The organism is Shinella lacus (assembly GCF_010994755.1).
GTDB lineage: Bacteria > Pseudomonadota > Alphaproteobacteria > Rhizobiales > Rhizobiaceae > Shinella > Shinella lacus.
The window spans coordinates 688,874-714,480 of the sequence record NZ_WHSB02000001.1 but is presented as its reverse complement, the minus strand read 5'-3'; the positions used below and the strand labels follow the sequence as shown (position 1 = coordinate 714,480).

Genomic DNA, 25,607 nt, shown 5'->3' with positions numbered 1-25,607 from the left:
GGGATTGCCGCCTGGCCTTTCGAGATCGACAAGCATCAAGGCGCCTCCACCAGGGCCTGGCCGTCGCGCGCCACCACGCGACCGCGTTTCAGCACCAGCTTTCGGGGCGGAAGCGTCACGACGGCTTCCGTGACATTGCGGCCGGCGACGACGACGAGATCCGCGAAGGCGCCCACGGCAAGACCGTAATCGGCCAGTCCCATGACCTTCGCACCGCCGTAGGTGCACACATCGACGGCCCGCTCGATCTCGATATCCTGGCTAAGATTGTTGCGCTGGCTGAGGATTTGCGCGCGTTCCAGCATGTCGGCGTTGCCGAAGGGCGCCCAGAGGTCGCGCATGCCGTCGGTGCCCGAACAGACCGTGATGCCGGCATCCAGCGCCCGGATGAGCGGCGGCACGGGAACCATGGAGGGGCCGGTCGACATCAGCGCGACGCCGGCGGCGGCGATCTCATCGAGCAGGCGCGAAATGCCGAGATAGTCGTTTGCGCCGAGCGAGAAAGCGTGGCTGACGGTGACCTTGCCGGAAAGGCCGTGCGCCCGCGTGCGCTCAAGGATCATCCTGAAGGAAAACATGCCGAGTTCGCCCGGCTCATGCAGGTGGATGTCGATGGGCTTTGCATGTTTGACAGCCAGGTCGAACACCAGGTCGAGATGGCCTTTCGGGTCGTGGTCGATCGAGCAGGGATCGAGCCCGCCCACCACGTCCGCCCCCTGCCGGAGGGCTTCGTCCATCAATTCCGCCGTGCCCTTGCGGCTCACGAGGCCCGATTGCGGGAAGGCGACGATGTCGATGTCGATGACATCGCTGTATCGGCTGCGCGTCGCGCTCACGCCTTCGAAGTCTGCAAGCCCGTTTTCGGTGTCGATATCGACATGGCTGCGGATTGCCGTCGAGCCCTTGGCGATGGACATGACCACCTGGCGCGCGGACTGCCGTGCGGCATCGAGCCCGACGACCCGCTTCATCTGCCGCTCGTTGTCTATCTTTTCGCGGATTTCCGGGCCGAGTGTGTTTTCCACCCAGTCCATGCCGAGAAGTGTCTTGTCGAGATGGGTATGCGCCTCGACGAGTCCGGGCAGCAGGAGCGCGTGGTCGCAGTCCTCGACGACGGCGCCGGTGTGGTCCAGGCCCGGCGCGATAGCTGCAATGCGGCCGTTGCTGATGCCGACGTCGGTGATCGCTCTGTCCACGCGGACGTTAGAAAGTACGAGGTCAAACATATCGAGCCTATTTCAATTTCGGGTTGAGAGCGTCGCGCAGCCAGTCGCCGAGCAGATTGACGGCGAGGATGATCAGCGTCAGTTGAAGGGCGGGGAACAGCACGATCCACCAGGTGCCCGAGAAGAAGTACTGGTTTCCCAGCCGGATCAGCGTTCCAAGCGACGGCTGCGCGCTGGGCATGCCCACGCCGAGAAACGACAGCGTCGCTTCGGCGAGGATCGCCAGCCCGAGGTTGAGCGTTCCCGTCACCAGAGCCGGCGTCATGACATTCGGCAGGATGTGCTTGAGGATGATGCGCCGCCGCGGCACGTTGATGATGCGGGCGGCCATGACATATTCCTTGCGCGCCTCGACCATCGTTACCGCGCGCACCATGCGTGCATAGACCACCCAACTGGTGAGCGAGAGGGCGAGCACGAGGATCAGCGGTGCGAAAGTGTCGCGGTATTCGACCGGCAGCAGCCCGCGAAAGATCGCGCTGACGAGGATGGCGACAAGCAGTGTCGGGATCGACATGACGGCATCGGCAAGCCGCATCAGAAAGTTGTCGAGCGCGCCGCCGATATAGCCGGCCAGAAGCCCGACGAGCACGCCGATCGTCATCGACACGGCGACACTGGCCACGCCGATGACAAGCGAGATGCGCGATCCGTAGACGATGGCCGAAAGAACGTCCCGGCCCTGCATGTCGGTGCCCAGCACATAGGGCATCGCCCCGCCTTCCGACCAGACGGGCGGGAGGTTCGCCTTGTCCAGGAAGAGCTGCATGATGTCGAACGGGTTCTGCGGCATCAGCACGCCGGCGAAGATCGACGTGAAGGCGATGACCAGGAGAACCGTTGCCGACACCACGGCCAACGGGCTGTTGCGAAAATTCCAGGCGAGATCGGAATCCCACAGCCGTGCGAAATGGACGCGGAGGGTCTCGCGTTCGACCTTGGGTTCAACGGACATTGCTGCCTCCAATCGCCGTGGCGCCCATGCGCGGATCGACAACGACATAGATCAGGTCGGTGATGAGATTGATCAGGATGAAGATGCAGCAGACGATCATGAGGTATGCCGCCATCACCGGGATATCGACGTACTGGACCGATTGCACGAAGAGGAAACCCATTCCCGGCCACTGGAAGACGATCTCGGTGACGAGCGCGAACGCGATCAGGTCGCCGATCAGCATGCCCGTGATGGTGACCACGGGCATCAGACAGTTGCGCAGGCCATGGCGGAAATAGATGGCGCGTGCCCGCAATCCGCGTGCCCTTGCGAAGCGGATGAAATCCGTTCGAAGGACTTCGAGCATTTCCGACGTCACCAGTCGCATGATGAAGGAGATCTGGAACAGGGCGAGCGAGATTGCCGGCATGATCAGGGCATAGCGCCCGCTGCTCGTCAGCAGCCCCGTCGTCCAGAAGCCGAGATCGACCACCTCGCCTCGCCCGAAGGCGGGCAGGACCTGAAGCTCGATGGAGAAGGCGAGAATCAGCAATATGCCGATCACGAAGGCGGGCACCGATACGCCGATCATCGAGATGATATGCGCCACGCGGACCATGAAGGAGCCGCCATTGATCGCCGCGAAGACGCCAAGCGGCAACCCGATGAGCAGGGCGGCGATGGAGGACACCATCACAAGCTCGAACGTCGCGGGGAAGCGCTCCGCAATCACCCCCATAACGGGCAGCTGGTTTCGGTAGCTCATGCCGAAGTCGCCCTGAACGGCATTGGCGACGAATTTGACGAACTGCACCGGCACCGGATCGTTCAGGCCGAGGCGCTGCGTGAGCGCATCGCGCTCTTCCTGCGTCGCCTGCGGGTTCAGCATCAACTGCACCGGATCGCCGAGGAACTTGAAGATCGTGAAGGCGAGCAGGGCCACGAAAAGGAGGACGACGACGGCATTGGCCAGTCGCTTGAGGACGAGAAGCAACATCCGTGATTTCCCGATGTAATTGCATGATGTCCACGCCGCCGCGGGCAACGGCACGCGGCGGCGTGGTCAGGGCGCTAGTCGGCCATGTGGGTCAGCCAGTGACGCGCCTTGTTGTCGGACAGCTGAAGCACATCCTTGACGTTGGACCCGACCGCCCAGGCCATGGGCTGCTGGTGAACGGGAATGAACATCGAAAGGTCGTTGGCGCGTTGCAGCGCCTTCGACTGAAGCGCGAGCCGGGCGGTGCGGTCGATGGTGCGGCCGGCCTCGTCGATCAGCCCGTCGATCTCTGTGTCCTTCCATGCGCCCCAGTTGAAGACGCCGGCATTGCCCGTCTTGGAATGGACGACCTGGACCAGGATGGAGTAGCTGTCGAGCATCGGTTCATTGGCCCAGCCAAGCGTGCCGACGTCGAATTGCAGCGTGTCGAACTTGGCATCCTGGATGGTTGTCGGTCCCACATTGAGGTTGGGCCGAAGGCCGACGCGCGCCCACATGGCGGAGACCGCCTGGCAGATCTGCTCCTCGTTCACGAATTCCGTGTTTCTGCACAGGAAGGAAAACGAGAAGCCGTTCGGATAGCCGGCTTCCGCGAGCAGCGCCTTGGCCTTGTCGGGGTCGTAGCTCAGGCGTTTGTCGAGGTCGGGCACGTAGCCGGGAATGGCCGGAGCGACCAGCGAGCCGGTGGTGCGCGACAGGCCGCTCATGACGACCTTCTGGATCGCGTCCGCATCGATCGCGTGATACAGCGCCTGGCGCACCTTGATGTCCTGCAACGGGTTCTTGTCCGTGACATCGGATTCGAACGCCTTGGGAGACTGGTTCATGACCAGGAAGATCGTGCGCAGTTCGTTGTTCGAGAGCACCTTGACGTTCGACGATGCCTGCAAGCGCGGAATATCCTGCAGCGGCGCCTGGTTCGTGAAGTCGATCTCGCCCGAGATCAGGGCGGCCACGCGCGTCGCCGGAGAGGTGATCGGCGTCATGACGATGCGGTCGATATTGTGCTGCCGCTTATCCCACCAATCCGGGTTGACGTCGAAGACGGTCTCCACGTCCGGCTTGCGAGAAATGAACTTGAACGGGCCGGTGCCGTTTGCGTGGCTGGTGGCATAGCCCTCGACGCCCTTGGCCACGTCGGTGGGTGCCTCCGCCTTGTTGGTCACCAGCCAGCCCTGGTCGAAAATGTGGATGTTGGTGAGGTCGTTCAAAAGCAGCGGATAGTTTTCGGTGACATGGATATCGACGGTATGGTCGTCGATCTTTTCCGAACTCACATAGGCCGGCAGGTTTCCGCGAAGGGGCGACGTCTGGTCGCTCACCCGCTTCAGCGAGGCAAGCACGTCGTCGGCGGTGAAGTCCGCGCCATCGTGGAACTTCACACCCTTGCGCAGATGAAACCGCCAGACCGTCGGGCTGACGACTTCCCATTTTTCGGCCAAAGCCGGCTCGATCTGCAACGTCGCGTCATAGCGAACGAGGCCTTCATAGACGTGGTTCAGAACGGAGAGCGTGAACGTATCCCCGTACGAATAAGGGTCCATGGATACGATGTCGCGCTGAGGCGCCCACCGCATCGTGGCGGCGATAGCGGGTGCCGCCATCGCTGTCGTGAGCGCAAGCGCCATCGCTGCTGATTTTATAGTCAACATTCCCACCTCCTGTTTGACAGTTAGTCTGTCTTGACGTTCCCGGTTTTTGTGTTTGCCCGCATCGCGGTGTGAATGGGCTGCCGTATGCGTTCAGCGCCAGTTCACAATTTAGTGTCATGAGGAATGTATGAAATGTCAACGCTACTTTGTATAATTTTTTTGTATGCAATTATTGCAAATAAAACGCGAATACACCCTCCGCTATACATCCGTAAGCGGAGCCATTTCTTGAAAATGGGTATCAGTCGGGCGTGTCGCCGAGGGCCGGAAGGTGCCTTGACAACCTCGCAAGGGGAGTCGTATCAGACTGTTAGGAAAGTTACCAGACGGTTTGTGTGAAAATGGATGTTCTTGCCGGCAGCCCCCGCGTGTTGCGAACGCTCAACGAAAAAGCCGTGCTGGAAAGGCTGCTTTCGGCGGGTCCATTGACCCGTACGGAACTCGAAGCCTTCACCGGCCTTTCGAAGCCGGCAATGTTCGAGTTGCTGCGGCGCCTAGAGGCGGCCGGGCTGATCTACCGGGACGGTGAAAAGGCCGGCACATCCGGCCCGAAGGCCGGCCTCTGGTCGATCGAGCCGACATCGAGCTTCGTCGTCGGCATCGATGTCACGCGCCACGGCATCAATGCCGCGCTGGCCGATTTGACAGGCAAAACCATTGCTACGGCCTACCGTGCCTGCGAGCCGGACGAACGCTACGATGCGCATGACCGGCTGTTCAACGTCGTCGAGGAACTGACGCAGCAGGCCGCCGTTCAACCCGGTGCGATCGACCAGTTTGTCGTGGGCCTGCCGGGGATCGTCGACATCGAACACGGCAATCTCCGCAAGGGGCAGCAGCTTCCGAACTGGGAGGGCTTCCATATCGCCGATGCCATCAGCGAATGGATCGGGCATGGCCATGTGTTGATCGAGAACGATGTCAACCTGGCTGCCCTGGAGGAAATGTCGTCCGGTGTGGCGCGGGGCATCCAGTCCTTCATCCTGTTCTGGATGGGCGACGGGGTCGGCGCGGGCGTGGTGATCGATGGCAAGCTCCTGCGCGGTACGACCGGAGCAGCCGGTGAACTGGGCGGCATCGTCGTCGCGCGGCGGACCGACGGCTCGCAGCCCGATGGCCTCGCGCCGCTTGAGAATCTCCTTAGCCAGTCCGCGATCGAGGAACTGGCCGCGAGCTACGGCTTGACGGGCGCAGATTGTGTCGACGCCATCCGCAGGGCTGCCAAAGCCCACGACCATCCCGGTTTTTTTGCCGAACTGGCGCAGCGGGTAACGGCGGGCCTTGCCGGTGCGATCGGAATTCTCGATCCACAGATGGTGGTGCTGGGCGGCGTCATGGGCAGGGCGGCCGGCGCGCCGCTGGTGGAGCATGTCATCGAAAATCTCCGCCCGCTGATCGTCTCCCTGCCGGTGATCGTTCCTTCCGCCGTCAAGGAGAGCGGCGCGCGCGACGGTGCTGTCGCGCTGGCGCTGCGCCATGCGCGCGAGCGTCTTTTTTCCGGGGGCAGCGCCGCACGCGGGCAGCCGTAAACATCCCCCTCGTCAGTCAAGCGATCGCCCGCGAGAACTGGGAACGGTTCATTGCGCCCATTCATTTTCCAGGAGTTTCAGAATGTCTTATCCCCTCAAGGTCATCGTCGTCGTCGCGCATCCGGATGAGGCGGAGCTCTACACCGGCGGCACGACGGCCCGGCTGGCGCGCGCCGGTGCGGCCGTAAAGTACCTGTCGCTGACCAATGGCGATGCCGGACATCACCAGATTTCACGCAAGCCCCTGCGCCGCCGAAGGGCGAACGAGGCCTATGCCGCGGCGCGCCATCTGGGCGTGCTGGACTACGAAATCCTCAATATCCACGACGGCGAACTGATGCCCGACGCGGCCCTGCGCAAAGCCCTGATCGCATCGGTGCGGCGGTGGCAGGCCGATATCGTCATTACGTTCCATGACGATTGTCCCGGCCATACCGACAACCGCATGGCCGGGCGTGCGGTGCGCGAGGCCGCCGGGTTCTTTGCCAATGCCAATGTCGTGCCCGGTCTGCCCGCACTTGCAGGGCCACCCATCTGCCTCAAGATCACCGACCACTGGGCTATCGAAGCTCATCGCCATGATGTCGTTGTCGGGGTGGACCCATTTATCGACCAGAAACTGAGGGCGTGCGACGAACATGCCAGCCAGTTCTACGAATTCGCCCTCTACGAGCGGGGCATGCGCAACGACACGATCGCTGAATCGAGCTGGGAGGAGCGCCGCGCGTTCATCCTGAAAAACTGGGCGGAATTCATGTATGCCAGCCCGGACATGCTCACGACGCTGACCGCGCTTAACAGTGAAGCCGAAGCGCCGCGCTTTGCGGAGAGCTTTCAACTGGCCGACTACGGACGCGAGACGACGGCGTCGGACGTATATGCTCTCCTGTGCACCGGTAGGTCGGTCAAGGAATAGGCGCTGCTCCTATTTATCGCCCGCGCCGCGACGCATGCCGTCCAGCATCAGCCGCATCATATTGTCGGTAAAGTCCGTGCCGACGTCCGGTGCGGGATTGGAGAGGCTTGCGACCGCGCGCAGCAACTCGTTCGGCCTGAGGCCGTCTCGGATCTCGCCTGCCTCGACCGCCCTGTCGAGAAGCCCCTGCAGGGCGGGGCGCAGCTTTTTCTCGAAATAGGCGGGAAGGGCTTCATAGGCAGGGTCGCCGGAATGCAGTGCTGCGCCGAGGCCCCGCTTGGCTGCGATGAACGCGACGTAACGGTTCATCCATTTGGCCAGCGCCTCGAAGGGCGCATTGTCCTGCGAAAGCGTTGCAGCCGCATCGGCGCAGGCATCGATCTCGCGTCGGAACACCTCCTTGATGAGGTCGGAGCGCTGCGGAAAGTGGCGGTAGAGCGTGCCGACGCCGACGCCGGCTTCCTTCGCGATCTCCCGGACCGGCGCATCGACACCTGACTTCGAGAAGACCGCCATCGCCGCAGCGAGAAGGTCGTCGATGTTGCGCCGCGCGTCGGCGCGCAGATGCTTGCGGTCGGCGCTGTCATCATCCCCGGATGTGTTCGTAATTTCGGAACCGTCGTCCATCACAGTTTCCCACTTGTTAAACGGAACGTTGTTCCATATATTCGGATCATGGTTCCGGTTACCTTTGTCTAAACCAACAGCGCGCGGTTGGCCATAGGAACAATCCAGGAGAACAAAATGCACGACAAGCCAGTCGCCCTCGTTACGGGCGCCAACAAGGGTATTGGACGCCAGATCGCAAGGGAGCTTGCCGCCAAGGGCCTGACGGTCCTCGTGGGGAGCCGCGACCTTGCGAAAGGGGAGGAGGCGGCCGCCGACATTGGCGGTGACGCCATCGCCATCCAGCTCGACGTTACGAACGAGGCCTCCATCGCGCCCGCTGCCGAACGCATCCAAACGGAGTTCGGCCGCCTCGACGTGCTTGTGAACAATGCGGGCATAGCCAGCACGGCGGAGCCCGGAACCTCCTTCGAGGAGCGCCTGAAGCAGAATGTCCCGAGCACGGCCTCCATGGACTATATCCGGGCAATCTACGAGACGAATGTCTTCGGTCTCATGGCCGTGACGAAGGCCATGCTGCCACTCCTCCGGCAGGCGCCTGCCGGCCGGATCGTCAACCTGGGAAGCTCGTCCGGATCCCTCACGCTGAATGCAAACCCGACCTTCGAATACCGCCATGTCTTCGGCGCGGCATACAGCCCTTCCAAGGCCACGGTTCACGCCGTGACGCTGGCTTTCGCAATCGAGCTTGAGAACACGAACATCAAGGTCAATGCGGCATGCCCGGGCTTTACGGCCACCGATCTCAACGGTTTCCGCGGAACGCGATCGGTCGAGCAGGGCGCCCGGCAAGCCGTAAGGCTCGCCCTCCTTGGGCCCGATGGTCCGACCGGCACGTTCTCGGACGAGGATGGCCCCGTGGCGTGGTAACGGGCGGGCGGGGCGAAAAGCCCCGCTTGCCTTCTTTGCGGCTTCGATACGTTGGAGGCGCCGCCCTAAGCGGGGCGTCTGACGCCGAACCGAACTAGACGTATCCCTGCTCGGAAATGAGATCCGCGATCTGCTTGATCCGCTGGCGTAGGTGGTCCAGCAGCACGGTGGCCCGCTCTTCCGGAATGCGGGTGGCGATGGCGGTGATGCTCAGCCCGGCAAAGGGATGTCCTGTGTGCCCGGTGATGGCCAGCGCCACCGTCTTGATCTCGGGCGTGTTGAGCACGTCCTGATAGATGAAGCCCTGTGCGCGGATCTTTTCGACGGTCGCCTGCACTGCCTCTGCGGACGTGTTGAACGGCGTGTATCGATCGCGATTGTGTTCGATGATGGTCTCGGCCTCGCTCGCGCTGTGTGCGGCAAGCAGGGCGAGGCTGCCGGCGCCGATGCCGAGCGGCCGCTTGCGGCCGACGTCGACCGTGCAGGTTCGGATCGGGTAGCTGCCTTCCTGGCGCTCGACGCAAATGCCGTCGAACCCGCTGCGCACGGTCAGGTAGACCGTGTCGCCCAAGTCCTCCGCCAGCGTCTTCATGGACGGGAGGCAGACGTCGCGAATATTGAAATGCGGGAAAGCCGTGGTGAAGAGCTCGAACAGCAGCGGGCCGAGATGGTAGCGGCGCGTCTCGGGGTTTCGCGAGAGGAATCCCACACTGTGCAAGGCGGTAACGATGCGATGCGCCGTCGGCTGCTCAAGCCGGGCGAGATCGGCCACCTCGCTGATCTTCATGCCAGCCGCATTATAAGCCGCGACGATGCGCAGAAGGGCTGCAATCCTGACGGTGCCCTGGGCACCCTGCGGCGCGGCAACTTCGAGATATTTCTCCCAGCCTTTTCCTGAAGGAATGGCCGTGATGTCCTGATCTTTCAACATTTGGGTTGATTATCCGTGTCTCGCGATGTTAGGTATCAAAAAACCCATATAATGGAATATATGACGAAGGGCTGCCATGGTCAAGGATCGGCGTGTAATCATGAACCCTTCCGATGCAGCCGGGATAGGTTTGGTCTTTGATCGTTTTGCTCCCGACGGTGACGCACGCCTTGTCGGCGGCGAATCCGGGCGAGAGCATTCAGCATTGTCTATCCACTATGTGGGCACAGCCGGGTGGAAAGATCAATCCTCCGGCTGCGTGCTGCTGCATGGCGGCAGCGGGGATTGGCGGCATTTCGGCGCAAACCTGGATCGGCTCGGGGAGCGCCTGGCCATCGTTGCTCCCGATCTGCCGGGGTTTGGTGCTTCCGATCTGCCGACCGGCGAGAATCTGGCGGCAATTGCCGATCCGATCGCCGGCTTCGTCAAAGCCTTGCCGTGGCGCGAGATCACGTTGGTCGGTTTTTCCTTCGGGGCGCTGGTTGCCGCGGCTGTCGCGGTGAAATGCCGGCCGGCCAGGTTGATGCTGATCAGCCCGGCCGGCTTTGGCGCGCATACACCCGAAATGGCTGACGCGCGCGAGGCTGCGGCGACGGCTGCCAAGGCGAACGGCCTGCGGGCGGGGCTGGCCGTGAACCTTGGGCGGATCATGCTGCATCGATCTCCATTCCTCGAAGACGAGCCGGTGCTGGCCATGATGGAGGCGATGCTGCGCGCCAACCGGATAAACGTCCGCCGGTTTTCGCGCCGTGAAATGATTGTCGATTACCTGCGGCTGGTCGATTGCCCTGTGCGCGTGCTTTTCGGCGCGTTCGATCCCTATCACGCCTCCGTTCTCCCGCAGCGCTACGCGGCAATCGCCGATGCCTGCCCTGGCGCCGAAGTCACGACCGTTCCCAACGCGGCGCATTGGCTGATGCTGGAAACCCCGGGCGCTTTCGAAAACGCATTGCTGCAATTCTGCCAGAAGGAAGTGAGGGACGATGATCGACTACGACCGTCTTAAAGCGCGGGTGTTTTCTCCGGTTTTCCAGGAGTATTCGCGTCGGGATGCGATGATATACGCGCTTGGCCTCAACCTTGGCGCCGACCCGCTCGACGCCCACGCGCTGCGTTATGTGGCGGTCGATCCGCCGGAGGCGGAGCCGATGATGGCGATGACCCTGGCGCGCCTGGGACCATGGATGCGCGAGCCGGATGTCGGCATCGACTATCGCCGCACCATGGTGGGCGAAATGACGCTGCGTTTGCATGCGCCCTTGCCGCCGGAAGGGCGTGTTAGGGGAGATCATCGCGTGATCCGGATCACCGACAAGGGTGAAGGCCGGGGTGCGCTGGTGACGGTGCTGCGGAAACTGCGCGATGCCGGCACCGGGCAATTGCTGGCGGAATTTGAGCAGTTGACCTTCTGCCGGGGCGAGGGTGGTTTCGCAAGGGACGGCCGGCACGATCCGCCCCCGGAAGTTTCCGACACCAATCCGTGGCAGACCGGCAGGCCGGCCGATTTCGAGATCGACCTGCCGACATCGCCCCAGCAGGCCCTGATCTACCGCCTGTCCGGCGACATGAACCCGCTGCATTCCGACCCCGATGCCGCACGGCGCGCAGGCTTCGCCCGTCCCGTCCTGCATGGGCTCGCCACGATGGGCATGGCGGGCCATGCCGTTGCGCGCGCGCTGGGTCGCCCGCTGACGGCAATCCGCGGCCGCCTGTCGGCGCCGGTTTTCCCCGGTGAGCGCCTTCGGCTGGAAGCTCTGCAAGTGGGCGCATTCCGCATAGTGAATGAAGAGGGCCGTGAAGTGCTCTCTAACGGATTTTATTCCACATAGTGGATTGACATGCAGATTTCACGCCGGTAGTCATCGTTCAGAAGCCACATAGTGGAGAATTACTGGATGAACTTCTCTTTTACCGCCGAGCAGAACCTTTTTGCGGAATCGGTCCGGAACTTTGCGCTCAAGACCCTCAAGGACGGCGCTCTGGAGCGCGCCCATCTCGAAGAATTTCCCCGCGAGATGGCGCGGATGTTCTACGAGCAGGGGTTGATGGGCATCACGATGCCCGAGGCTGACGGCGGTCAGGGCGGCACCCTGATGGATGCGGTCATCGCGATCGAGCAGATCGCGCTGGTTTGCCCGCGCAGCGCCGACATCATCCAGGAAGGCAATTTCGGCGCCGTCCGGACCTTGGCGCAATATGCCAGCGCCGACCAGAAGGAGCGGTTCCTGAAGCCCGTTCTGGAAGGGCGCGAGATCATTGCCGTCGGCATGACGGAGCCTGATGCCGGTTCGGCGACCACCGACCTCAAGACGACCGCAACTCCGGATGGCGAGGGCTTCCGCATCAAGGGTTCGAAGGTATTCCCGAACCCACACGCCGATACCTACCTGGTCTATGTGCGTTTCGGGCCGGGCGTCGGTGGCATCGGCTCGGTCATGATCCGCCGCGACACGCCCGGCTTCTCGATGGGCAAGACGTCGCAATTCATGTCGGGTGCCGCCTGGGCGCCGCTGTTCTTCGACAATGTCTATGTTCCGCCGGAAGATGTGCTGCTTCCCGCCGGAGGCTTCAAGAAGCAGATTTCGGGCTTCAACGCCGAGCGCATCGGCAATGCCGCCCGCTCGCTGGCCTATGGCCGCTACTGCTTCAACGAGGCGCGGCGCTATGCGACCGAGCGCACCCAGTTCGGCCGCCCGCTTTGCGAGTTCCAGGGCCTGCAGTGGAAGTTCGCCGACATGAAGGTGGGGATCGAGGCGGCTCAGCTGCTGCTCTATCAGGCGGCAAGCAATGCCGACGACGGACTGCCCTCTTCGGACGAGACGACCATGGCCAAGCTGATGTGCAACCAGGTGGGCTTCAATGCGACCAATGAGGCGATCCAGATCATGGGGGGCCTCGGCTATTCGCGCGAGGCCCTGATCGAATATTGCTTCCGCCGTTCGCGGGGATGGATGATCGCCGGCGGTTCGCTGGAAATGCTGCGCAACCGCATGGCGGAATCGATCTTCGAGCGCCGCTTCCCGCAGCGCCCGCCCCGGGGCGAGCCCAAGGGGGAGAGCGCGCAGTGAACCTGGCTTTCCCTTCATCCGGCGAGGTGCTGGTGTCACAAAAGTCCGAGGGCGTTGTCGAGGTTCGTCTCAACCGTCCCGACAAGCTCAATGCGCTCACCGATGACATGTACGCGGCCTTGACCGACCTCTTCGGACGTTTCCACGAGGATGCAGCGGTCCGAGCGGTCATCCTGACCGGCGAGGGCCGGGGCTTCTGCTCCGGTTCGGACATCGGCGGCATGTTGAAGGTCGGCGGTTCCGCCTCGCGGGCACGTCTGCAACGCCGCCATGCGGCGGTCCGGGCGATTTATGACTGTGAAAAGCCGGTCGTCGCGGCGGTGCGTGGGCCAGTCACGGGCATTGGTTTTTCAGTGGCGATGGCCTGCGATTTCATCGTGGCCTCCGACACGGCCTATTTCCAGCAGGCTTTCCGCAACATTGCGCTCGTTCCCGACGGCGGCTCGATCTTCTTTCTCGGCCAGCGGCTCGGCATCGGGCGCGCCAAGGATCTGGTGATGTCCGCCCGCAAACTGTCGGCGGCCGAGGCGCTCGATTGGGGGCTGGCCTCGCGCCTGGCCGCCGATGGCGATCTCGAAACGACGGCGCTGGAACTGGCCGAGGATCTCGCGCGGGCGCCCACCTACATGCTGGGGCTCTCCAAGAAGATGTTTGCGGCGGCGTGCAGCCCGTCGCTGGAGACCGTGCTCGAAATCGAGAGCTATGCGGCAAGCGTCGCGCGCTCGTCCGCCGATCACCGCGAGGGCGTCGCGGCGTTCCGGGAAAAGCGGCAGCCGAACTTCACCGGCGAATAGAACAGTCTGGGAGGACTTTTGACATGACATTTCTTCGCAATCTGGGTGTTGCAGCCTGTGTCTCGGGATGGGTCCTGGCCGGGCCGGCGCATGCACAGGACGCTTCGGCCTGGCCGGAGCACGAGATCGTCTTCATCGTTCCCTATGCGGCGGGTGGGCCGACCGATATTCTGGCGCGCCTCGTCGGCCAGAAGCTCCAGGAGCAGTTCGGCCAGAGCGTCATCATCGAGAACAAGCCGGGCGGCAACGGGTCGATCGGCGCCGTCGCTGCCGCGCGGGCCGAGGCGGATGGCTACACAATCTATCTCGGCGGCATCTCCACCATGTCCGTCGCACCGGCGCTGAGTGCGGACCTTCCCTATGATCCGAACGCCGATTTCGCGCCCGTCTCGCTGCTGTCGCGGCAATCCGTCCTGCTCATGGCCTCTCCGGACTTCCCCGCCAAGACGCTTGCGGACTATATCGCGGCGGCAAAGGCCGATCCGGGTGGCGTGAGCTACGCCACGTCTGGCAACGGCACGTCGGGCCACATGGCGGCGGAACTGTTCCAGCTCGCGGCCGGGGTCAAGCTCAATCATATTCCCTACAAGGGTTCGTCCCCGGCGCTGAACGATCTGATGGGCAGCCAGGTCAACTCGATGTTCGGCACCATGCTGGCGGCCGTGCCCAATGTGCGCTCGGGTGCGATCAAGGCCATCGCGGTCAGCGGCGAGACGCGATCCGCCGCACTGCCCGACGTGCCGACATTCGCCGAGCAGGGGCTGAGCAACTACGAGCCGGGTTCCTGGAACGGCATCTACGTGCCGGATGGCACGCCGCCCGACGTGATCAGCAAACTGAATGCTGCGATCGCCGTGGCACTTGAGTCCAAGGATCTCGCCGAAAAGCTGGCGGCGGACGGTTCAGTGCCGGCGCATTCCACGCCGGAAGCGCTTGCCGACCTCATGCGTGCCGAACAGGCCAAATGGAAAGTCGTGGTCGAGAATTCCGGGGCCACGATCCAATGAACGTGATGAAAGACATCGCACGGCCGTCGCTCGGCGATTGCATGTTCCGGCCGCGTGCGGTGGCCCTGATCGGAGCCTCCGCCGATCCGACCAAGAACAATGCACGGCCGCAGCGCTACCTGACGGAAGCCAGCTTTGCGGGAAAGATCGTTCCGATCAATCCGGGCCGCAGCGAGATCATGGGATTGCCGTGTTATCCGGATCTTCAGTCCGTGCCGTTCGACATCGATCACGCCTTCATCATGGTGCCGGCCGCCGCAATCGAGGATGTGATCGACCAGTGCGGCCGCAAGGGCGTGCCTGTGGTCACCATCTTTACCGCCGGTTTTGCTGAACTCGGCGAGGAAGGGCTGGCGTTGCAAAAGCGCATGGTGGAGCGCGCCCGCGCCGCCAATGTCCGCATTCTTGGGCCGAACTGCATCGGCCTCATCAATTTGCAAGGCAGGCTGCCGCTGACCGCGAATGCCGCGGTGCAGGAGGAAAAGCTGCGCCCCGGGCCGGTTTCGGTCGTCTCGCAAAGCGGCAGCATGCTGGGCAGCATGCTCACCCGTGCCGCGGTGCGTGGCATCGGCTTTTCCAAGATGATCTCCATCGGCAACGAGGCCGATCTTTCGGTCGGCGAGATGGTGTCGCTCCTTGCGCAGGACGAGGACACCAAGGTCATCCTGCTGTTCCTGGAGACGATCCGCGATGGCGCAGCCCTCGCAAGCGCCGCCCGCGAGGCCTTTGCCGCCGGCAAGGCGGTGATCGCCTACAAGCTCGGCCGTTCGGCCCTGGGCCGGCAGGTCGCCGCCTCGCATACCGGGGCGATGGTCGGCGCCGACGAACTCGCCCAGGCCTTCTTCCGCGCCAACGGCATTTTGCGCGTGGAGACGCTCGAAGCCCTGATCGAACTGCCGCGTCTCATCGAGGGGCACCATCCGCCCGAGGGACGGCGTGTCGGCATGATGACCGCGACCGGCGGTGCGGCGGCGATGATCGTTGACCGGCTAGGCCTCTACGGCGACACGGTGCCGGAGCCGCCGGAAGATTTTCGCGCGCGGCTTGCAGGCGAGGGGATCGAGATTTCGGACTCTCCTTTGATCGATCTGCCGATGGGGTCCAGCGGCGGCGGGCGCTATACGCGCATCCTTTCGGAACTCATCGCCTCGGACCATTGTGATGCGGTCGTGTCGGTCATGGGATCGTCGGCCCGCTCGAACCCGCAGATGATCTGCGAGCGGGTGCTGAACGCCAAGATCGGCGCCAAACCGCTGGCCGTGTTCCTGGCGCCGCAGGCCGATGAGGGGCTGCGCATCCTGCATGAAGCCGGCATCGCCGGTTTCCGAACGCCGGAAAGCTGCGCCGACGCGGTCCACGCCTATCTCAACTGGCACAAGCCCGCCGTGGCCCCGGACCTGCAAGAGGCGGAACTGGCCGAAGCACGGCGTATTGCGGCCGGGACCAACGACTGGGACGAAGTCAAGGCCAGCGCGCTGTTTGCGGCGCTCGGCGTCCCGGTTGCCGAAAGCCGGGTGATTACGGTCGCAGGCGGCGCGGTGGAGCCGGTCTCCGGCCCTGCGGCGGTGAAATGCCTTTCGCCCGACATCCTGCACAAGTCCGACGCCGGGCTGGTGGCGCTGGGCGTCTCGCCCGAGGCGGTGGCCGGCGTGGCCGGCGACATCCTCCGCAAGGCCCGTGCGGCCTTCCCCGATGCGCGCCTGGAAGGCGTGCTGGTCCAGAAAATGGAGGCGGGGCTGGCCGAGGTCATCCTTGGCTACCGCAAGGACCCGGAAGTCGGTCCGGTTGTCGTGCTCGGCATGGGCGGCATCACCGCGGAATTGCGGCCGAGCATCTCGGTCCGCATCGCGCCCGTCGATGCCGCAACCGCGCAGGAAATGATCGCCGAAGTGCCTGAACTCAGAAAACTGGCGGGGTTCCGCAATTTGCCGAAGGGGGATCTTGCGGCCTTGGCCGAAGCGATCGCCCGTTTTTCGCGGCTCGCCGTGGTGGGAGGAGACATCGCGGAGGCCGAAATCAATCCATTGATCATCAGGGAGGAAAATCATGGTGTCGTTGCAGTCGATGGGCTTGTCGCCCGCTGAAGGAACATATCGCCGTAGAAACATTCTTATCGCAGGTCTGGTGCTGGGCCTCGGCCTTGCCGCCGGGCGGGTGCCGGCCCAGGCGCAGGAATATCCGGATCGCGTGATCCAGGTGATCGTGCCTTTCCCGCCGGGTGGCGGCACAGACACGGTTTCGCGCGCCGTCTCCGATTTGATGGGACGCGATCTGGGCCAGCCGCTGATCGTCGAAAACCGCGGTGGGGCCAATGGCGCCATCGGCACGCAAATGGCCGCCGCGGCGGAGCCCGATGGCTATACGCTCTATATCGGCAATCTTGGGACGATGGCGATCACGCCGAATCTCGACCCCAATGTGCACTACGATCCTTTGAAGAATTTCGTCGCGATCACCCAGATCAACGCGTCGTCCACGGTTCTGGTGGTCAACCCGAAGCTCGGCATAAAGACCTTCGAGGAGTTCGTCGCCTATGCGAAGGCCAATCCGGGCAAGCTGAACTACGCGTCCAGCTCACCGGCAACTATCCTGCCGATGGAAATGCTGAAGCAGATGGCGGGTCTCGATCTGGTCCACATTCCCTACAAGGGTTCCGGCCCGGCCATGACCGACATTCTCGCCGGCCATGTCGACGTAATGTTCGGGGGCGCGCTTGCCACCGTTCCACACGTCAAGAGCGGCGCGCTGATCGGCCTTGCGGTCGCGGGATCGACGCGCACCAAGGTGCTGCCGGACCTGCCGACGGTCGCCGAAAGCGGCTACCCGGACTTCGCCGCCGACTCCTGGAACGGCATTTTCGCGCCCGCCGGCACGTCTCCCGAAATCATCGCCAAGCTCAACAAGGCAGCGGTCGTTGCCCTGAAGGACCCGGACGTGGCTGCCCGCATGGAGAACGAAGGCGCGGTCGTGATCGCGAATTCGGCCGAGGACTTTGCGGCCTATGTGACTGCCGAACACGCCAAGTGGAAAGCCGTGATCGCGGCGCTGCCCGGCGACATCAAGCTGGACTGATGGAGAGCGGACATGGCGTTGCCAGTTGAAAATGCCGCCGTCGCGGCCGGAGCGGACAGCCTCAGCGGCATCCTGGCGCGTCATGTCGCGCGCATCGATTGCGTCGATCTGGACGGGACGGTGATCCATGCCTTCCGGCGGGCCATGGTGGACTATTTCGCCTGCGCCTTTGCCGGCGCGGACATGCCCGTCACGCAGGCGCTTCATGCCTGGGCTGCGGCGGAGGGCGGGCGCACGGTTGCCTCCGTCATCGGAAAGCAGACCCGGCTGCCGGCGGCACAGGCGGCCTTCGTCAACGGAGCGGCGGCGCATGCCCTCGACTTCGATGACGGTCATACCCGCGGCTCCGCCCATCCGGGCGGGGTGATCTTTTCCGCCGCGCTGGCCGTGGCGGAAAAGCGTGGCGCCACGGCCAGCGAGCTGATTGCCGGCGTGGTCGCCGGCTATGATGTGATGCTGCGCATCGCCTCGACGATGCATCCGGCGTCGGCGCGACAGGGCTGGCACAACACGGCGGTTGCCGGCGTCTTCGGCGCGAGCGCCGCCGCCGGGCGCATCGCCGGCCTTTCACCAGCGCAACTGCGTGACGCATTGGGGCTGGCGGCGAGTTTCGCGGGCGGGCTCCGCCAGTACCTCTCGGACGGCGCGGAAGTAAAACGCCTCCATCCCGGCAAGGCAGCACGGGATGGCATCGTTTGCGCCGAGCTCGCGCAGGCGGGCATTTCCGGTGCGATCGAATGCCTCGAAGGGGCCGATGGCCTGTTGCGGGCCATGGTGGACAGGCGGATCGACCATGACGCGCTTCTGGCCGGGCTGGGGCAGGATTTCCTGATCAGCGCGGCCTATTTCAAGCCCTATCCCTGCTGCCGGCATTTCCACGCCGCTATCGATGCGACGCTGGCTTTGCGGTCCGAGGAACGGCTGGAATCAGGCGAGGTCTCAGAAATCGACATCGGCCTCTACCAGGTCGGCGCCCATGGCCACGATCACCGCACGGCAAACAACCTGCTTGAAGCGCAGATGAGCGCCCCTTGCGCGGTCGTCCGAGCCTTGATCCATGGTCGTCTGAATGCGGCCGACTTCGAGCCCTCGGCCTTCGTCGGGAGCGAACCGCAGCGCCTGTTGCAGGCAACGCGCGTTCACGTCGATGCGGATTGCGAGCGGCTCTACCCCAACGTGCGCAGCGGTGTCGTGACGATTACGCTGAAGGATGGTCGGCGGCTCGAACGCCGCGTTCTCAATCCTCGGGGCGAAACGGCCGATCCGCTGACGGATGACGACCTCAGCCGGAAGTTCACCGACAACGTGCCGGGCCGCATCGGCGAGGAGAAGGCAGGGCGGCTTCTTGAGCGCATCTGGGCGATGGACTGCCAGAGCGATCTCTCCGGCTTCTTCCCACTGCTGGCCCCATGAAGGATGAAACGCAATTGACAGAGCACAATCTCGCGCAGTCGCCGCACGGGCGTTTTCTGGAACACGCCGCGCGTGGTGAACTGGCTTTCCAGCGTGACGGGAAGGGCGAGGCCTTCTTTCCCCCGCGTCTCGTCTCGCCGAAGGACGGCACCGATCCCGTCTGGGTCGTTTCGGCCGGGGTGGGCACCATCCATTCGCTGACGCTGGTGCGCCACAAGGGTGAGCCGCCCCTTGCGCTGGCGATGATCGATCTCGACGAGGGCTTTCGACTCATGAGCCAGGTCGACAGCAATCACCCCGAAAGCCTGCAGATCGGAGACAGGATGCAGGTCGCCTTTCGCCCGCTGGCGGAGGGACAGCCACCCATGCCCGTCTTCAAACCCTTGGAGAAGAGCACATGACTCGTGCGAAACGCGGCAGCGTCGCCGTCGTCGGCGCAGCGGAATCCGATCTTGGTCGGGTCGCCGACCATATGACGCCGATCGACCTGATGGCGCAGGCGGTGCAGCGCGCGTTGGCCGATTGCGGCCTGCGGCTGCAGGATGTCGACGGGCTTTTTGCCGCGACCTCGCAGGTGCGCATGGCGCCGCTGGCTCTCGCGGAATATCTCGGCATCCGCCTCGCCTACTTCGACGGCACCAATATCGGCGGCTCGTCCTTCATGTCGCACCTCGCCCATGCCCATGCGGCGATCGAGGCCGGGCTCTGCTCCGTCGCGGTCATCGCCTATGGCAGCACGCAGCGCTCCGTCAGCCGGGCCGCGGCCTCTCCGCGCGAATACAATGCCTGGGAAACGCCCTACCGCCCGATCCTGCCGACCTCGGCCTATGCCATTTCGGCGGCACGGCACATGCATCTTTACGGCACCACCCGCGAGCAACTCGCCGAGGTGGCGGTGGCCGCGCGGCAATGGGCGCTGTTGAACCCCAAGGCCTGGGAGAAGGAACCGCTGACGATCGACGACGTGCTTTCGGCACGCATGGTCAGCGATCCCCTGACCGTGCGCGACTGCTGCCTTGTCACCGATGGCGGCGGAGCGCTGGTGCTGGTCTCGGCGGAAAAGGCCAAGGACTTGGACGTCGCTCCGATCTACGTGCTGGGCCATGGCGAGACGCTGAGCCACGCCTCGATCTCGTCGATGGAGGACCTGACGGTGACCGGAGCGGCGCTGTCGGGGCCGCAAGCCTTTGCCATGGCCGGGGCGACGCCCGCCGACATGGACGTCACGATCCTCTACGACGCCTTCACCATCACACCGATCCTGTTCCTCGAAGACCTCGGCTATTGCCCGAAGGGGGAGGGCGGACGGTTCGTGACGGGCGGAGCGATCGCACCGGGCGGTACTTTCGCCCTCAACACCAATGGCGGCGGCCTCTCCTACTGCCATCCCGGCATGTACGGCATGCTCGGCATGATCGAGGCCGTGCAGCAGCTGCGCGGCCGGAGCGGCGCACGGCAGGTCTCCGATGCGAAGATGGCACTGGCTCATGGCAATGGCGGGGTGCTCTCAAGCCAGTGCACCGTCATCTTCGGCACGGCCGATACAGTCTAGGAAGGAATCAACATGCTTGAAGGCAAGGTCGCCGTCGTCACCGGAGCGGGGCGCGGAATAGGACGGGACATCGCGCTGACCATGGCGCGCGAGGGCGCGAAGGTCGTCGTCAACGACCTCGGCGTGCAACTCGACGGGACCGATGGTGCCGTCAATCCGGCCGAGGATGTCGTCGCCGAAATCCGCGCGGCCGGAGGTCAGGCCGTGGCGAATTCGGACAGCGTCGCCACCTGGGAAAGCGCGCAGCGCGTGGTCGAGAGCGCCGTGGATGCCTTCGGGCGCATCGATTGCGTGGTGAACAATGCCGGCATCCTGCGCGACGTGATGTTCCACAAGATGCCGCCCGAGGACTGGGATCTGGTGATCCAGGTCATGCTGAACGGCGCCTTCTATATGAGCCGGGCCGCGATCCCGCATTTCCGCGCGCAGGAAAGCGGCGCCTTCGTGCACATGATCTCCGCCTCCGGCCTTGCCGGCAACTACGGCCAGGTGGCCTATGCCGCCGCGAAGGCCGGCATGGTGGGCCTGTCCAAATCCATCGCCATCGACGCGCAGAAATACAATGTGCGTTCGAATTGCGTCGCCCCTTCGGCCTGGACGCGAATGACGAATTCGATCCCCGAGACCGAAGCGAACAGAGCCCGGATCGCGCAACGCAAGCAGGTCACGCCGGACAAGAACGCGCCGCTGGTGGCCTATCTCGCCAGCGACCAGGCAAAGGACGTGAACGGCCAGATCTTCGCGACCCGCATGAACGAGATCTTCCTGATGGGGCAGTCGCGGCCGATCCGCAGCATTCACCGCAGCGAGGGATGGACGCCGGAGACGGTCGCCCACCACGCGATCCCCGCGCTCAAGGCCAACTTCTATCCCATCGACCGGAACCAGGACGTTTTCTGCTGGGATCCGGTCTGAACTGAACCGAGCGACAAGCGAGGGAGGAAAAAATGAAACAGAAGAGAGGGAACGTTGACGTCGAAAGCGGCGTCTTCTTCACGGTGACGGGGCTGGTCACCATGCTGCTGTCGATTCACTATTCATTCGGTTCCGCCGCCCGCATGGGGCCGGGCTTTTTCCCGATCATCCTCAGCGCCATGCTGACGGTGCTCGGCCTGGCGATCCTCGTCTCGGGCCTGCGTGACCGCAATCCCGTGGCGCCGGCGCCGTTCGATGTGAAGAGCGTTGTGATCATCTGCACGGCCGTGGTGCTTTTCGGCTTGCTGCTGATGCGGGCCGGGCTGTTGATCACCGTGCCGCTGACGGTCTTCGTGGCCTCCTTCGCCCAGCACGAGATGAAATGGAAACAAACGCTTGTGATCGCCTTGGCACTGACGGCCTTCACCTGGCTGGTGTTCATCGCGGGGCTCGATCTTCGTATTCCCCTGCTGCCGAGGTTTGTCTGAAATGGAAATCCTGTCACATCTGGCGCTGGGTTTTTCCGTCGCCCTTTCGTTCGAGAACCTGCTGTACTGCATGTTCGGCGTCATCGTCGGCACGGCGATCGGCGTGCTTCCAGGGCTTGGGCCGCTCGCGACGATCGCCATGCTCCTGCCGCTCACCTACACCCTGGAGCCGACCTCCGCCCTGATCATGCTGTCGGGGATCTACTATGGTGCCCAATATGGCGGCTCGACCACCGCCATCCTGGTCAACCTGCCAGGGGAATCCGCCTCGGTCGTCACCTGTCTCGACGGCCACAAGATGGCGTTGAACGGGCGGGCCGGATCCGCACTTGCCATCGCCGCGCTCGGCTCGTTTTTTGCCGGAACGGTTGGAACCGCGCTCATCGCCGGCTTCGCGCCGGTGCTCGCAACCTTCGCCTTCAACTTCGGTCCTGCCGAATATTTTGCGCTGATGGTTCTGGGCCTGGTGGCTGCCGTCACGCTGGCGCATGGCTCGCTGTTGAAGGCGCTCGCCATGGTGGTCTTCGGTCTCGTCCTCGGCTGCATCGGTATCGACGTGAACAGCGGCGTGGCCCGGCTGGATTTTGGTTTCCTGGAACTCGCCGACGGGATCGAATTCGTGGCCATCGCGATGGGCGTGTTCGCCTTCACCGACATCATCGTGAACTGGCGCAAGAAGCAGCAGGAACCCGTTCTGGCGGCGAAGGTGACTTCGCTCATGCCGAGCCGCGAGGAGTTCAAGGAAAGCTGGCCCGCCGCCATTCGCGGAACGGCGCTCGGTTGTGTGCTCGGCCTCCTGCCGGGCGGCGGTGCGACCCTCTCTTCCTTCGCCTCCTACACGATCGAAAAGCGCGTTTCGCGCCACCCGGAGAGGTTCGGGCATGGCGCGCCGGCAGGCGTCGCCGGCCCGGAATCGGCAAACAATGCCGGCTCGCAATCCTCCTTCATCCCGATGCTGACGCTCGGCATTCCCTCCAACGGCGTCATGGCGTTGATGATCGGCGCAATGATGATCCACGACATCGTGCCTGGGCCGCAGATCATGACCGAGAATGCCCCGATGTTCTGGGGGCTCGTCGTCTCGATGTGGATCGGCAACCTGATGCTGCTGGTACTGAACCTGCCGATGGTCGGGATCTGGGTGAAGCTCCTGCGCGTGAAGTATGACGTGCTGGCGCCGCTGATCCTGATATTCTGCCTGATCGGCCTCTACAGCATCCACAACCAGTCCTTCGAGATCTACCTTGCCGCGATCTTTGCCGTGGTGGGCTATCTCTTCAAGCGCATGAACTGCGAGCCGGCGCCGCTGCTTCTGGGCTTCATCCTCGGGCCGATGATGGAGGAGAACCTGCGGCGGGCGCTGCTCCTGTCGCGCGGCAGCGCGATGACCTTCATCGAGCGGCCCATCTCGGCCGGCCTGCTGGTTGTGTCCGCGCTTATCCTCGCGGTAGTCCTGTCGCCGGCGCTGCGGCGCAAGCGCGAGGAAGTCTTTGCAGAGGAAGAGGCATGAGGTCCGCATCCCATCGTCCCCAGGCCCGGCCATGAAGCGGACAGCCTATCTGGCGCGGCTGGCGCTCAGCCTCGCAATCGGGGCCTGCGGCGGGACGGCGTTCTACCTGCTGTCGCTGCCTCTGCCCTGGATGCTCGGTGCCATGTCCACCGTTCTCGTGGCGGCGCTTTTGCGGTTGCCCGTCGTCTCCGCACGACGCATTCGCCCGCCGATGGCGGCCGTGATCGGCGTCATGCTCGGCAGTTCCTTCAGTCCGGACATGCTGGGGCGGCTGGACGACTGGGTGCCGGTCACGCTAGCGGCCGTGGCGGCGACGGTGCTGACGGGCGCTGCCGGATATCTCTACCTGCGCCATGTAGCGAAGCTCGATCCGGTCACCGCCTATTTCGCGGGCATGCCTGCGGGCGTTTACGAGATGACCGCCCAGGGTGGCCTTGCCGGCGGCGACGAGCGGCGCATCGCGCTGGTGCAGGCGACGCGGGTTTTCCTCGTGGTCTTCACCGTGCCGATGGTGCTGAACCTGTTCCTGCATTTCGGCTCTACGGGCGGCCTGTCGCTGCAGAATGGGCATGGCGCGCTCTCGCTCGCCGACATCGCCATCCTCGTCGTCTGCGGTGCTGTCGGCTGGCCGTTGGCAAAAGCATTGCACCTGCCCAATCCACCGCTGATCGGCCCCATGCTGGTCAGTGCCGTTGCGCATGCGGTCGGGCTGACCGAGGGTGCGCCACCCTATCTGCTGGTCTCCATGGCCCAGGTCGTGCTCGGCACCACCATCGGCGGCCAGTTTCTGGGCTCCGACCGGGGCTTGCTGTTCGGCTCGGCCCTGCACAGCCTTGTTCTCGTGCCGGTCATGGTCGCGATTGCCGCTCTTGCCGCCTGGGGCGTTGCGCGATGGTCGGGCGGCGGTTATCCGGCGACCTTCCTGGCTCTCGCGCCGGGCGGCACGACGGAAATGTCGCTCGTCGCCCTGGCGATCAAGGCGGAGGTGGCATTGGTCGTCTTTCACCAGATCGTGCGGCAGATTTGCATTCATATGTTCGCGCCCGCCGTGTTCCGCTCCATCCAAAGGCCTTGATCGCCGTCGCGCTTTCCGAACCGCGCGGATGTGCTTACGGTGTCGCGCGAGACCAACCGTGGAGCATGTTTTGGAACTCAGGCAGCTGAAATATCTGGTGACGGCCGTTGAATGTGGCAGCTTGGGAAAGGCCGCGTCACAGCTTGGAATGGCAACGTCGGCGTTGAGCCAGCAGATCAGCCGCCTCGAAAGCGAGCTTTCCACCCGGCTCCTCGTGCGCGGTGCCTCGGGTGTCACGCCCACGGAGGCAGGTGCCGCCTTCTGCCGGCATGCGACGCTGGCCCTCAGGCATGTCGATGCCGCGGCGGCCACCGCGCAAGGGGCGCGGCTTTCGGGCATGGTCTCGCTGGGACTGGCCCCGACCACGGCGTCGGTCCTGGCCCTGCCGCTCATCAAGGCCATGGCAAGGCGCCATCCGAACATTCGTCTTCAGCTTGTGGAGGGCATGTCGGGCCATCTGGCCGGGATGTTGAAACTGCGCCAGATCGATCTGGCCGTGCTGTTCAACGCCGAATCCGTGACCTTTGCAAAAACTGAGGCAATCCCCCTGCTCGACGAGAGCCTTTTTCTCATCGGCGCACCGGTGGAAGGCAAGGGAGAACCCGCAGGCGAGCCCGTTACCCTGGCAGAACTGTCGGGGCTTCCCCTTATCCTGCCCAGCAGGACGCACGGTCTTCGCGCAAGCCTCGATCGCTCGTTCAGCGCCGCCGATATCGTTCCTAACATCGCGATGGAAATCGACTCCCTGGCCGTGATCATGGAGGCCGTGACGGAAGGGTTGGGTTATACGATACAGCCCGGAGCAGCCCTTGCCCGCCCGTCCACATCGGCGCTCGTTGTCCGGCCCGTGTCCGACGAGGGAGCCCGGCGAACCAATCTGCTGGTGAGCCTTCCGGAGCATGAGCTGTCTCCCGCGGCCCTCGCGCTGCGTGCGCAGCTGCGTAAGGTCGTCGGCGGGCTCGTGCGTGACGGGCGATGGATGGGCGCTACTCTTCACGAATCGTGAAGCCGACTTCAGTCTTCGATGA

Annotated in this window: 24 protein-coding genes; 18 read left to right on the top strand and 6 right to left on the bottom strand. The window is 63.9% G+C overall.

Going from position 1 to position 25,607, the window contains the following annotated elements; translation table 11 throughout:
- Window positions 1–35 precede the first annotated feature (35 nt).
- The 4 genes from GB927_RS03255 to GB927_RS03240 all read right to left on the bottom strand — a co-directional run bounded on the left by GB927_RS03255 (window position 36) and on the right by GB927_RS03240 (window position 4,812).
- A complete protein-coding gene (locus tag GB927_RS03255) occupies window positions 36–1,226 on the bottom strand; it encodes an amidohydrolase family protein (protein ID WP_256115131.1) in 1,191 nt (396 codons plus the stop codon).
- 7 nt (window positions 1,227–1,233) lie between these two features.
- Window positions 1,234–2,181 (bottom strand): ABC transporter permease, encoded by a 948-nt coding sequence (locus GB927_RS03250; protein WP_256115130.1) that lies wholly within the window; start codon window positions 2,179–2,181, stop codon window positions 1,234–1,236.
- Window positions 2,171–3,160, bottom strand: coding sequence for an ABC transporter permease (locus tag GB927_RS03245; RefSeq protein ID WP_256115129.1), 990 nt, complete (start codon window positions 3,158–3,160; stop codon window positions 2,171–2,173). Before GB927_RS03245 ends, GB927_RS03250 begins: the two co-directional genes overlap by 11 nt.
- Window positions 3,161–3,234: 74 nt before the next feature.
- Entirely contained in the window at window positions 3,235–4,812 is a 1,578-nt protein-coding gene (locus GB927_RS03240) for an ABC transporter substrate-binding protein (protein ID WP_439655466.1), read from the bottom strand.
- 341 nt (window positions 4,813–5,153) lie between these two features.
- On the opposite strand from GB927_RS03240, the gene GB927_RS03235 reads away from it, so the two are divergent.
- Both GB927_RS03235 and GB927_RS03230 read left to right on the top strand, forming a co-directional pair.
- Entirely contained in the window at window positions 5,154–6,341 is a 1,188-nt protein-coding gene (locus GB927_RS03235; RefSeq protein ID WP_256115128.1) for an ROK family transcriptional regulator, read from the top strand.
- Window positions 6,342–6,423: 82 nt separating this feature from the next.
- Entirely contained in the window at window positions 6,424–7,257 is an 834-nt protein-coding gene (locus GB927_RS03230; RefSeq protein WP_256115127.1) for a PIG-L deacetylase family protein, read from the top strand.
- 9 nt (window positions 7,258–7,266) lie between these two features.
- On the opposite strand, the gene GB927_RS03225 is transcribed toward GB927_RS03230, so the two are convergent.
- Window positions 7,267–7,884 carry a TetR/AcrR family transcriptional regulator gene (locus GB927_RS03225; RefSeq protein WP_256115126.1) on the bottom strand — a complete coding sequence of 206 codons (618 nt, stop codon included), beginning with the start codon at window positions 7,882–7,884 and terminating at the stop codon, window positions 7,267–7,269.
- 117 nt (window positions 7,885–8,001) lie between these two features.
- Here GB927_RS03225 and GB927_RS03220 point away from each other — a divergent pair, with 117 nt between their 5' ends.
- Entirely contained in the window at window positions 8,002–8,754 is a 753-nt protein-coding gene (locus GB927_RS03220; protein WP_256115125.1) for an SDR family oxidoreductase, read from the top strand.
- A 94-nt stretch (window positions 8,755–8,848) separates the two neighbouring features.
- Here GB927_RS03220 and GB927_RS03215 read toward each other — a convergent pair whose 3' ends face one another.
- On the bottom strand, window positions 8,849–9,685 hold the full coding sequence (locus GB927_RS03215; RefSeq protein WP_256115123.1) for an IclR family transcriptional regulator: 837 nt from the start codon (window positions 9,683–9,685) through the stop codon (window positions 8,849–8,851).
- 100 nt (window positions 9,686–9,785) lie between these two features.
- Here GB927_RS03215 and GB927_RS03210 point away from each other — a divergent pair, with 100 nt between their 5' ends.
- The 15 genes from GB927_RS03210 to GB927_RS03140 all read left to right on the top strand — a co-directional run bounded on the left by GB927_RS03210 (window position 9,786) and on the right by GB927_RS03140 (window position 25,585).
- On the top strand, window positions 9,786–10,691 hold the full coding sequence (locus GB927_RS03210) for an alpha/beta fold hydrolase (protein ID WP_256115121.1): 906 nt from the start codon (window positions 9,786–9,788) through the stop codon (window positions 10,689–10,691).
- On the top strand, window positions 10,669–11,514 hold the full coding sequence (locus GB927_RS03205) for a MaoC/PaaZ C-terminal domain-containing protein (protein ID WP_256115120.1): 846 nt from the start codon (window positions 10,669–10,671) through the stop codon (window positions 11,512–11,514). The genes GB927_RS03210 and GB927_RS03205 overlap by 23 nt, the downstream gene beginning before the upstream one ends.
- 66 nt (window positions 11,515–11,580) lie before the next feature.
- The gene (locus GB927_RS03200) at window positions 11,581–12,753 is read left to right on the top strand and encodes an acyl-CoA dehydrogenase family protein (protein ID WP_256115119.1); all 1,173 of its coding nucleotides are present in this window, start codon (window positions 11,581–11,583) and stop codon (window positions 12,751–12,753) included.
- Complete coding sequence (locus GB927_RS03195; RefSeq protein WP_256115118.1) at window positions 12,750–13,547, top strand: enoyl-CoA hydratase/isomerase family protein; 798 nt, start codon at window positions 12,750–12,752, stop codon at window positions 13,545–13,547. Before GB927_RS03200 ends, GB927_RS03195 begins: the two co-directional genes overlap by 4 nt.
- 23 nt (window positions 13,548–13,570) lie before the next feature.
- Complete coding sequence (locus GB927_RS03190; protein ID WP_256115117.1) at window positions 13,571–14,554, top strand: Bug family tripartite tricarboxylate transporter substrate binding protein; 984 nt, start codon at window positions 13,571–13,573, stop codon at window positions 14,552–14,554.
- On the top strand, window positions 14,551–16,638 hold the full coding sequence (locus GB927_RS03185; RefSeq protein WP_256115116.1) for an acetate--CoA ligase family protein: 2,088 nt from the start codon (window positions 14,551–14,553) through the stop codon (window positions 16,636–16,638). Before GB927_RS03190 ends, GB927_RS03185 begins: the two co-directional genes overlap by 4 nt.
- Window positions 16,601–17,626, top strand: a complete 1,026-nt coding sequence (locus GB927_RS03180) for a Bug family tripartite tricarboxylate transporter substrate binding protein (RefSeq protein WP_256115115.1) — start codon at window positions 16,601–16,603, stop codon at window positions 17,624–17,626. The genes GB927_RS03185 and GB927_RS03180 overlap by 38 nt, the downstream gene beginning before the upstream one ends.
- 12 nt (window positions 17,627–17,638) lie before the next feature.
- Window positions 17,639–19,039 (top strand): MmgE/PrpD family protein, encoded by a 1,401-nt coding sequence (locus GB927_RS03175; protein ID WP_256115114.1) that lies wholly within the window; start codon window positions 17,639–17,641, stop codon window positions 19,037–19,039.
- A 14-nt stretch (window positions 19,040–19,053) separates the two neighbouring features.
- Window positions 19,054–19,440 carry a Zn-ribbon domain-containing OB-fold protein gene (locus tag GB927_RS03170; protein ID WP_256115113.1) on the top strand — a complete coding sequence of 129 codons (387 nt, stop codon included), beginning with the start codon at window positions 19,054–19,056 and terminating at the stop codon, window positions 19,438–19,440.
- Window positions 19,437–20,591, top strand: a complete 1,155-nt coding sequence (locus GB927_RS03165; protein WP_256115111.1) for a thiolase family protein — start codon at window positions 19,437–19,439, stop codon at window positions 20,589–20,591. Before GB927_RS03170 ends, GB927_RS03165 begins: the two co-directional genes overlap by 4 nt.
- Before the next feature lie 12 nt (window positions 20,592–20,603).
- Window positions 20,604–21,506 carry an SDR family NAD(P)-dependent oxidoreductase gene (locus GB927_RS03160; protein WP_256115110.1) on the top strand — a complete coding sequence of 301 codons (903 nt, stop codon included), beginning with the start codon at window positions 20,604–20,606 and terminating at the stop codon, window positions 21,504–21,506.
- A gap of 32 nt (window positions 21,507–21,538) precedes the next feature.
- A complete protein-coding gene (locus tag GB927_RS03155) occupies window positions 21,539–21,994 on the top strand; it encodes a tripartite tricarboxylate transporter TctB family protein (protein WP_256115109.1) in 456 nt (151 codons plus the stop codon).
- A 1-nt stretch (window position 21,995) separates the two neighbouring features.
- Window positions 21,996–23,504, top strand: a complete 1,509-nt coding sequence (locus GB927_RS03150) for a tripartite tricarboxylate transporter permease (protein ID WP_256115108.1) — start codon at window positions 21,996–21,998, stop codon at window positions 23,502–23,504.
- Between the two features lie 31 nt (window positions 23,505–23,535).
- A complete protein-coding gene (locus tag GB927_RS03145; protein WP_256115107.1) occupies window positions 23,536–24,579 on the top strand; it encodes an AbrB family transcriptional regulator in 1,044 nt (347 codons plus the stop codon).
- A gap of 70 nt (window positions 24,580–24,649) precedes the next feature.
- Window positions 24,650–25,585, top strand: coding sequence for a LysR family transcriptional regulator (locus GB927_RS03140; RefSeq protein ID WP_256115106.1), 936 nt, complete (start codon window positions 24,650–24,652; stop codon window positions 25,583–25,585).
- The last annotated feature ends 22 nt before the right edge of the window (window positions 25,586–25,607 follow it).

Excerpts from the sequence above, each read along its gene's own strand:
- GB927_RS03245 (WP_256115129.1), bottom strand. The coding sequence starts at position 3,160 with ATGTTGCTTCTCGTCCTCAAGCGACTGGCCAATGCCGTCGTCGTCCTC.
- GB927_RS03200 (WP_256115119.1), top strand. The coding sequence starts at position 11,581 with ATGAACTTCTCTTTTACCGCCGAGCAGAACCTTTTTGCGGAATCGGTC.
- GB927_RS03150 (WP_256115108.1), top strand. The coding sequence starts at position 21,996 with ATGGAAATCCTGTCACATCTGGCGCTGGGTTTTTCCGTCGCCCTTTCG.
- GB927_RS03230 (WP_256115127.1), top strand. The coding sequence starts at position 6,424 with ATGTCTTATCCCCTCAAGGTCATCGTCGTCGTCGCGCATCCGGATGAG.
- GB927_RS03220 (WP_256115125.1), top strand. The coding sequence starts at position 8,002 with ATGCACGACAAGCCAGTCGCCCTCGTTACGGGCGCCAACAAGGGTATT.
- GB927_RS03240 (WP_439655466.1), bottom strand. The coding sequence starts at position 4,812 with ATGTTGACTATAAAATCAGCAGCGATGGCGCTTGCGCTCACGACAGCG.
- GB927_RS03185 (WP_256115116.1), top strand. The coding sequence starts at position 14,551 with ATGAACGTGATGAAAGACATCGCACGGCCGTCGCTCGGCGATTGCATG.
- GB927_RS03180 (WP_256115115.1), top strand. The coding sequence starts at position 16,601 with ATGGTGTCGTTGCAGTCGATGGGCTTGTCGCCCGCTGAAGGAACATAT.
- GB927_RS03190 (WP_256115117.1), top strand. The coding sequence starts at position 13,571 with ATGACATTTCTTCGCAATCTGGGTGTTGCAGCCTGTGTCTCGGGATGG.
- GB927_RS03255 (WP_256115131.1), bottom strand. The coding sequence starts at position 1,226 with ATGTTTGACCTCGTACTTTCTAACGTCCGCGTGGACAGAGCGATCACC.
- GB927_RS03205 (WP_256115120.1), top strand. The coding sequence starts at position 10,669 with ATGATCGACTACGACCGTCTTAAAGCGCGGGTGTTTTCTCCGGTTTTC.
- GB927_RS03155 (WP_256115109.1), top strand. The coding sequence starts at position 21,539 with ATGAAACAGAAGAGAGGGAACGTTGACGTCGAAAGCGGCGTCTTCTTC.
- GB927_RS03145 (WP_256115107.1), top strand. The coding sequence starts at position 23,536 with ATGAAGCGGACAGCCTATCTGGCGCGGCTGGCGCTCAGCCTCGCAATC.
- GB927_RS03210 (WP_256115121.1), top strand. The coding sequence starts at position 9,786 with ATGAACCCTTCCGATGCAGCCGGGATAGGTTTGGTCTTTGATCGTTTT.
- GB927_RS03215 (WP_256115123.1), bottom strand. The coding sequence starts at position 9,685 with ATGTTGAAAGATCAGGACATCACGGCCATTCCTTCAGGAAAAGGCTGG.
- GB927_RS03165 (WP_256115111.1), top strand. The coding sequence starts at position 19,437 with ATGACTCGTGCGAAACGCGGCAGCGTCGCCGTCGTCGGCGCAGCGGAA.
- GB927_RS03175 (WP_256115114.1), top strand. The coding sequence starts at position 17,639 with ATGGCGTTGCCAGTTGAAAATGCCGCCGTCGCGGCCGGAGCGGACAGC.
- GB927_RS03235 (WP_256115128.1), top strand. The coding sequence starts at position 5,154 with ATGGATGTTCTTGCCGGCAGCCCCCGCGTGTTGCGAACGCTCAACGAA.
- GB927_RS03160 (WP_256115110.1), top strand. The coding sequence starts at position 20,604 with ATGCTTGAAGGCAAGGTCGCCGTCGTCACCGGAGCGGGGCGCGGAATA.
- GB927_RS03225 (WP_256115126.1), bottom strand. The coding sequence starts at position 7,884 with ATGGACGACGGTTCCGAAATTACGAACACATCCGGGGATGATGACAGC.
- GB927_RS03250 (WP_256115130.1), bottom strand. The coding sequence starts at position 2,181 with ATGTCCGTTGAACCCAAGGTCGAACGCGAGACCCTCCGCGTCCATTTC.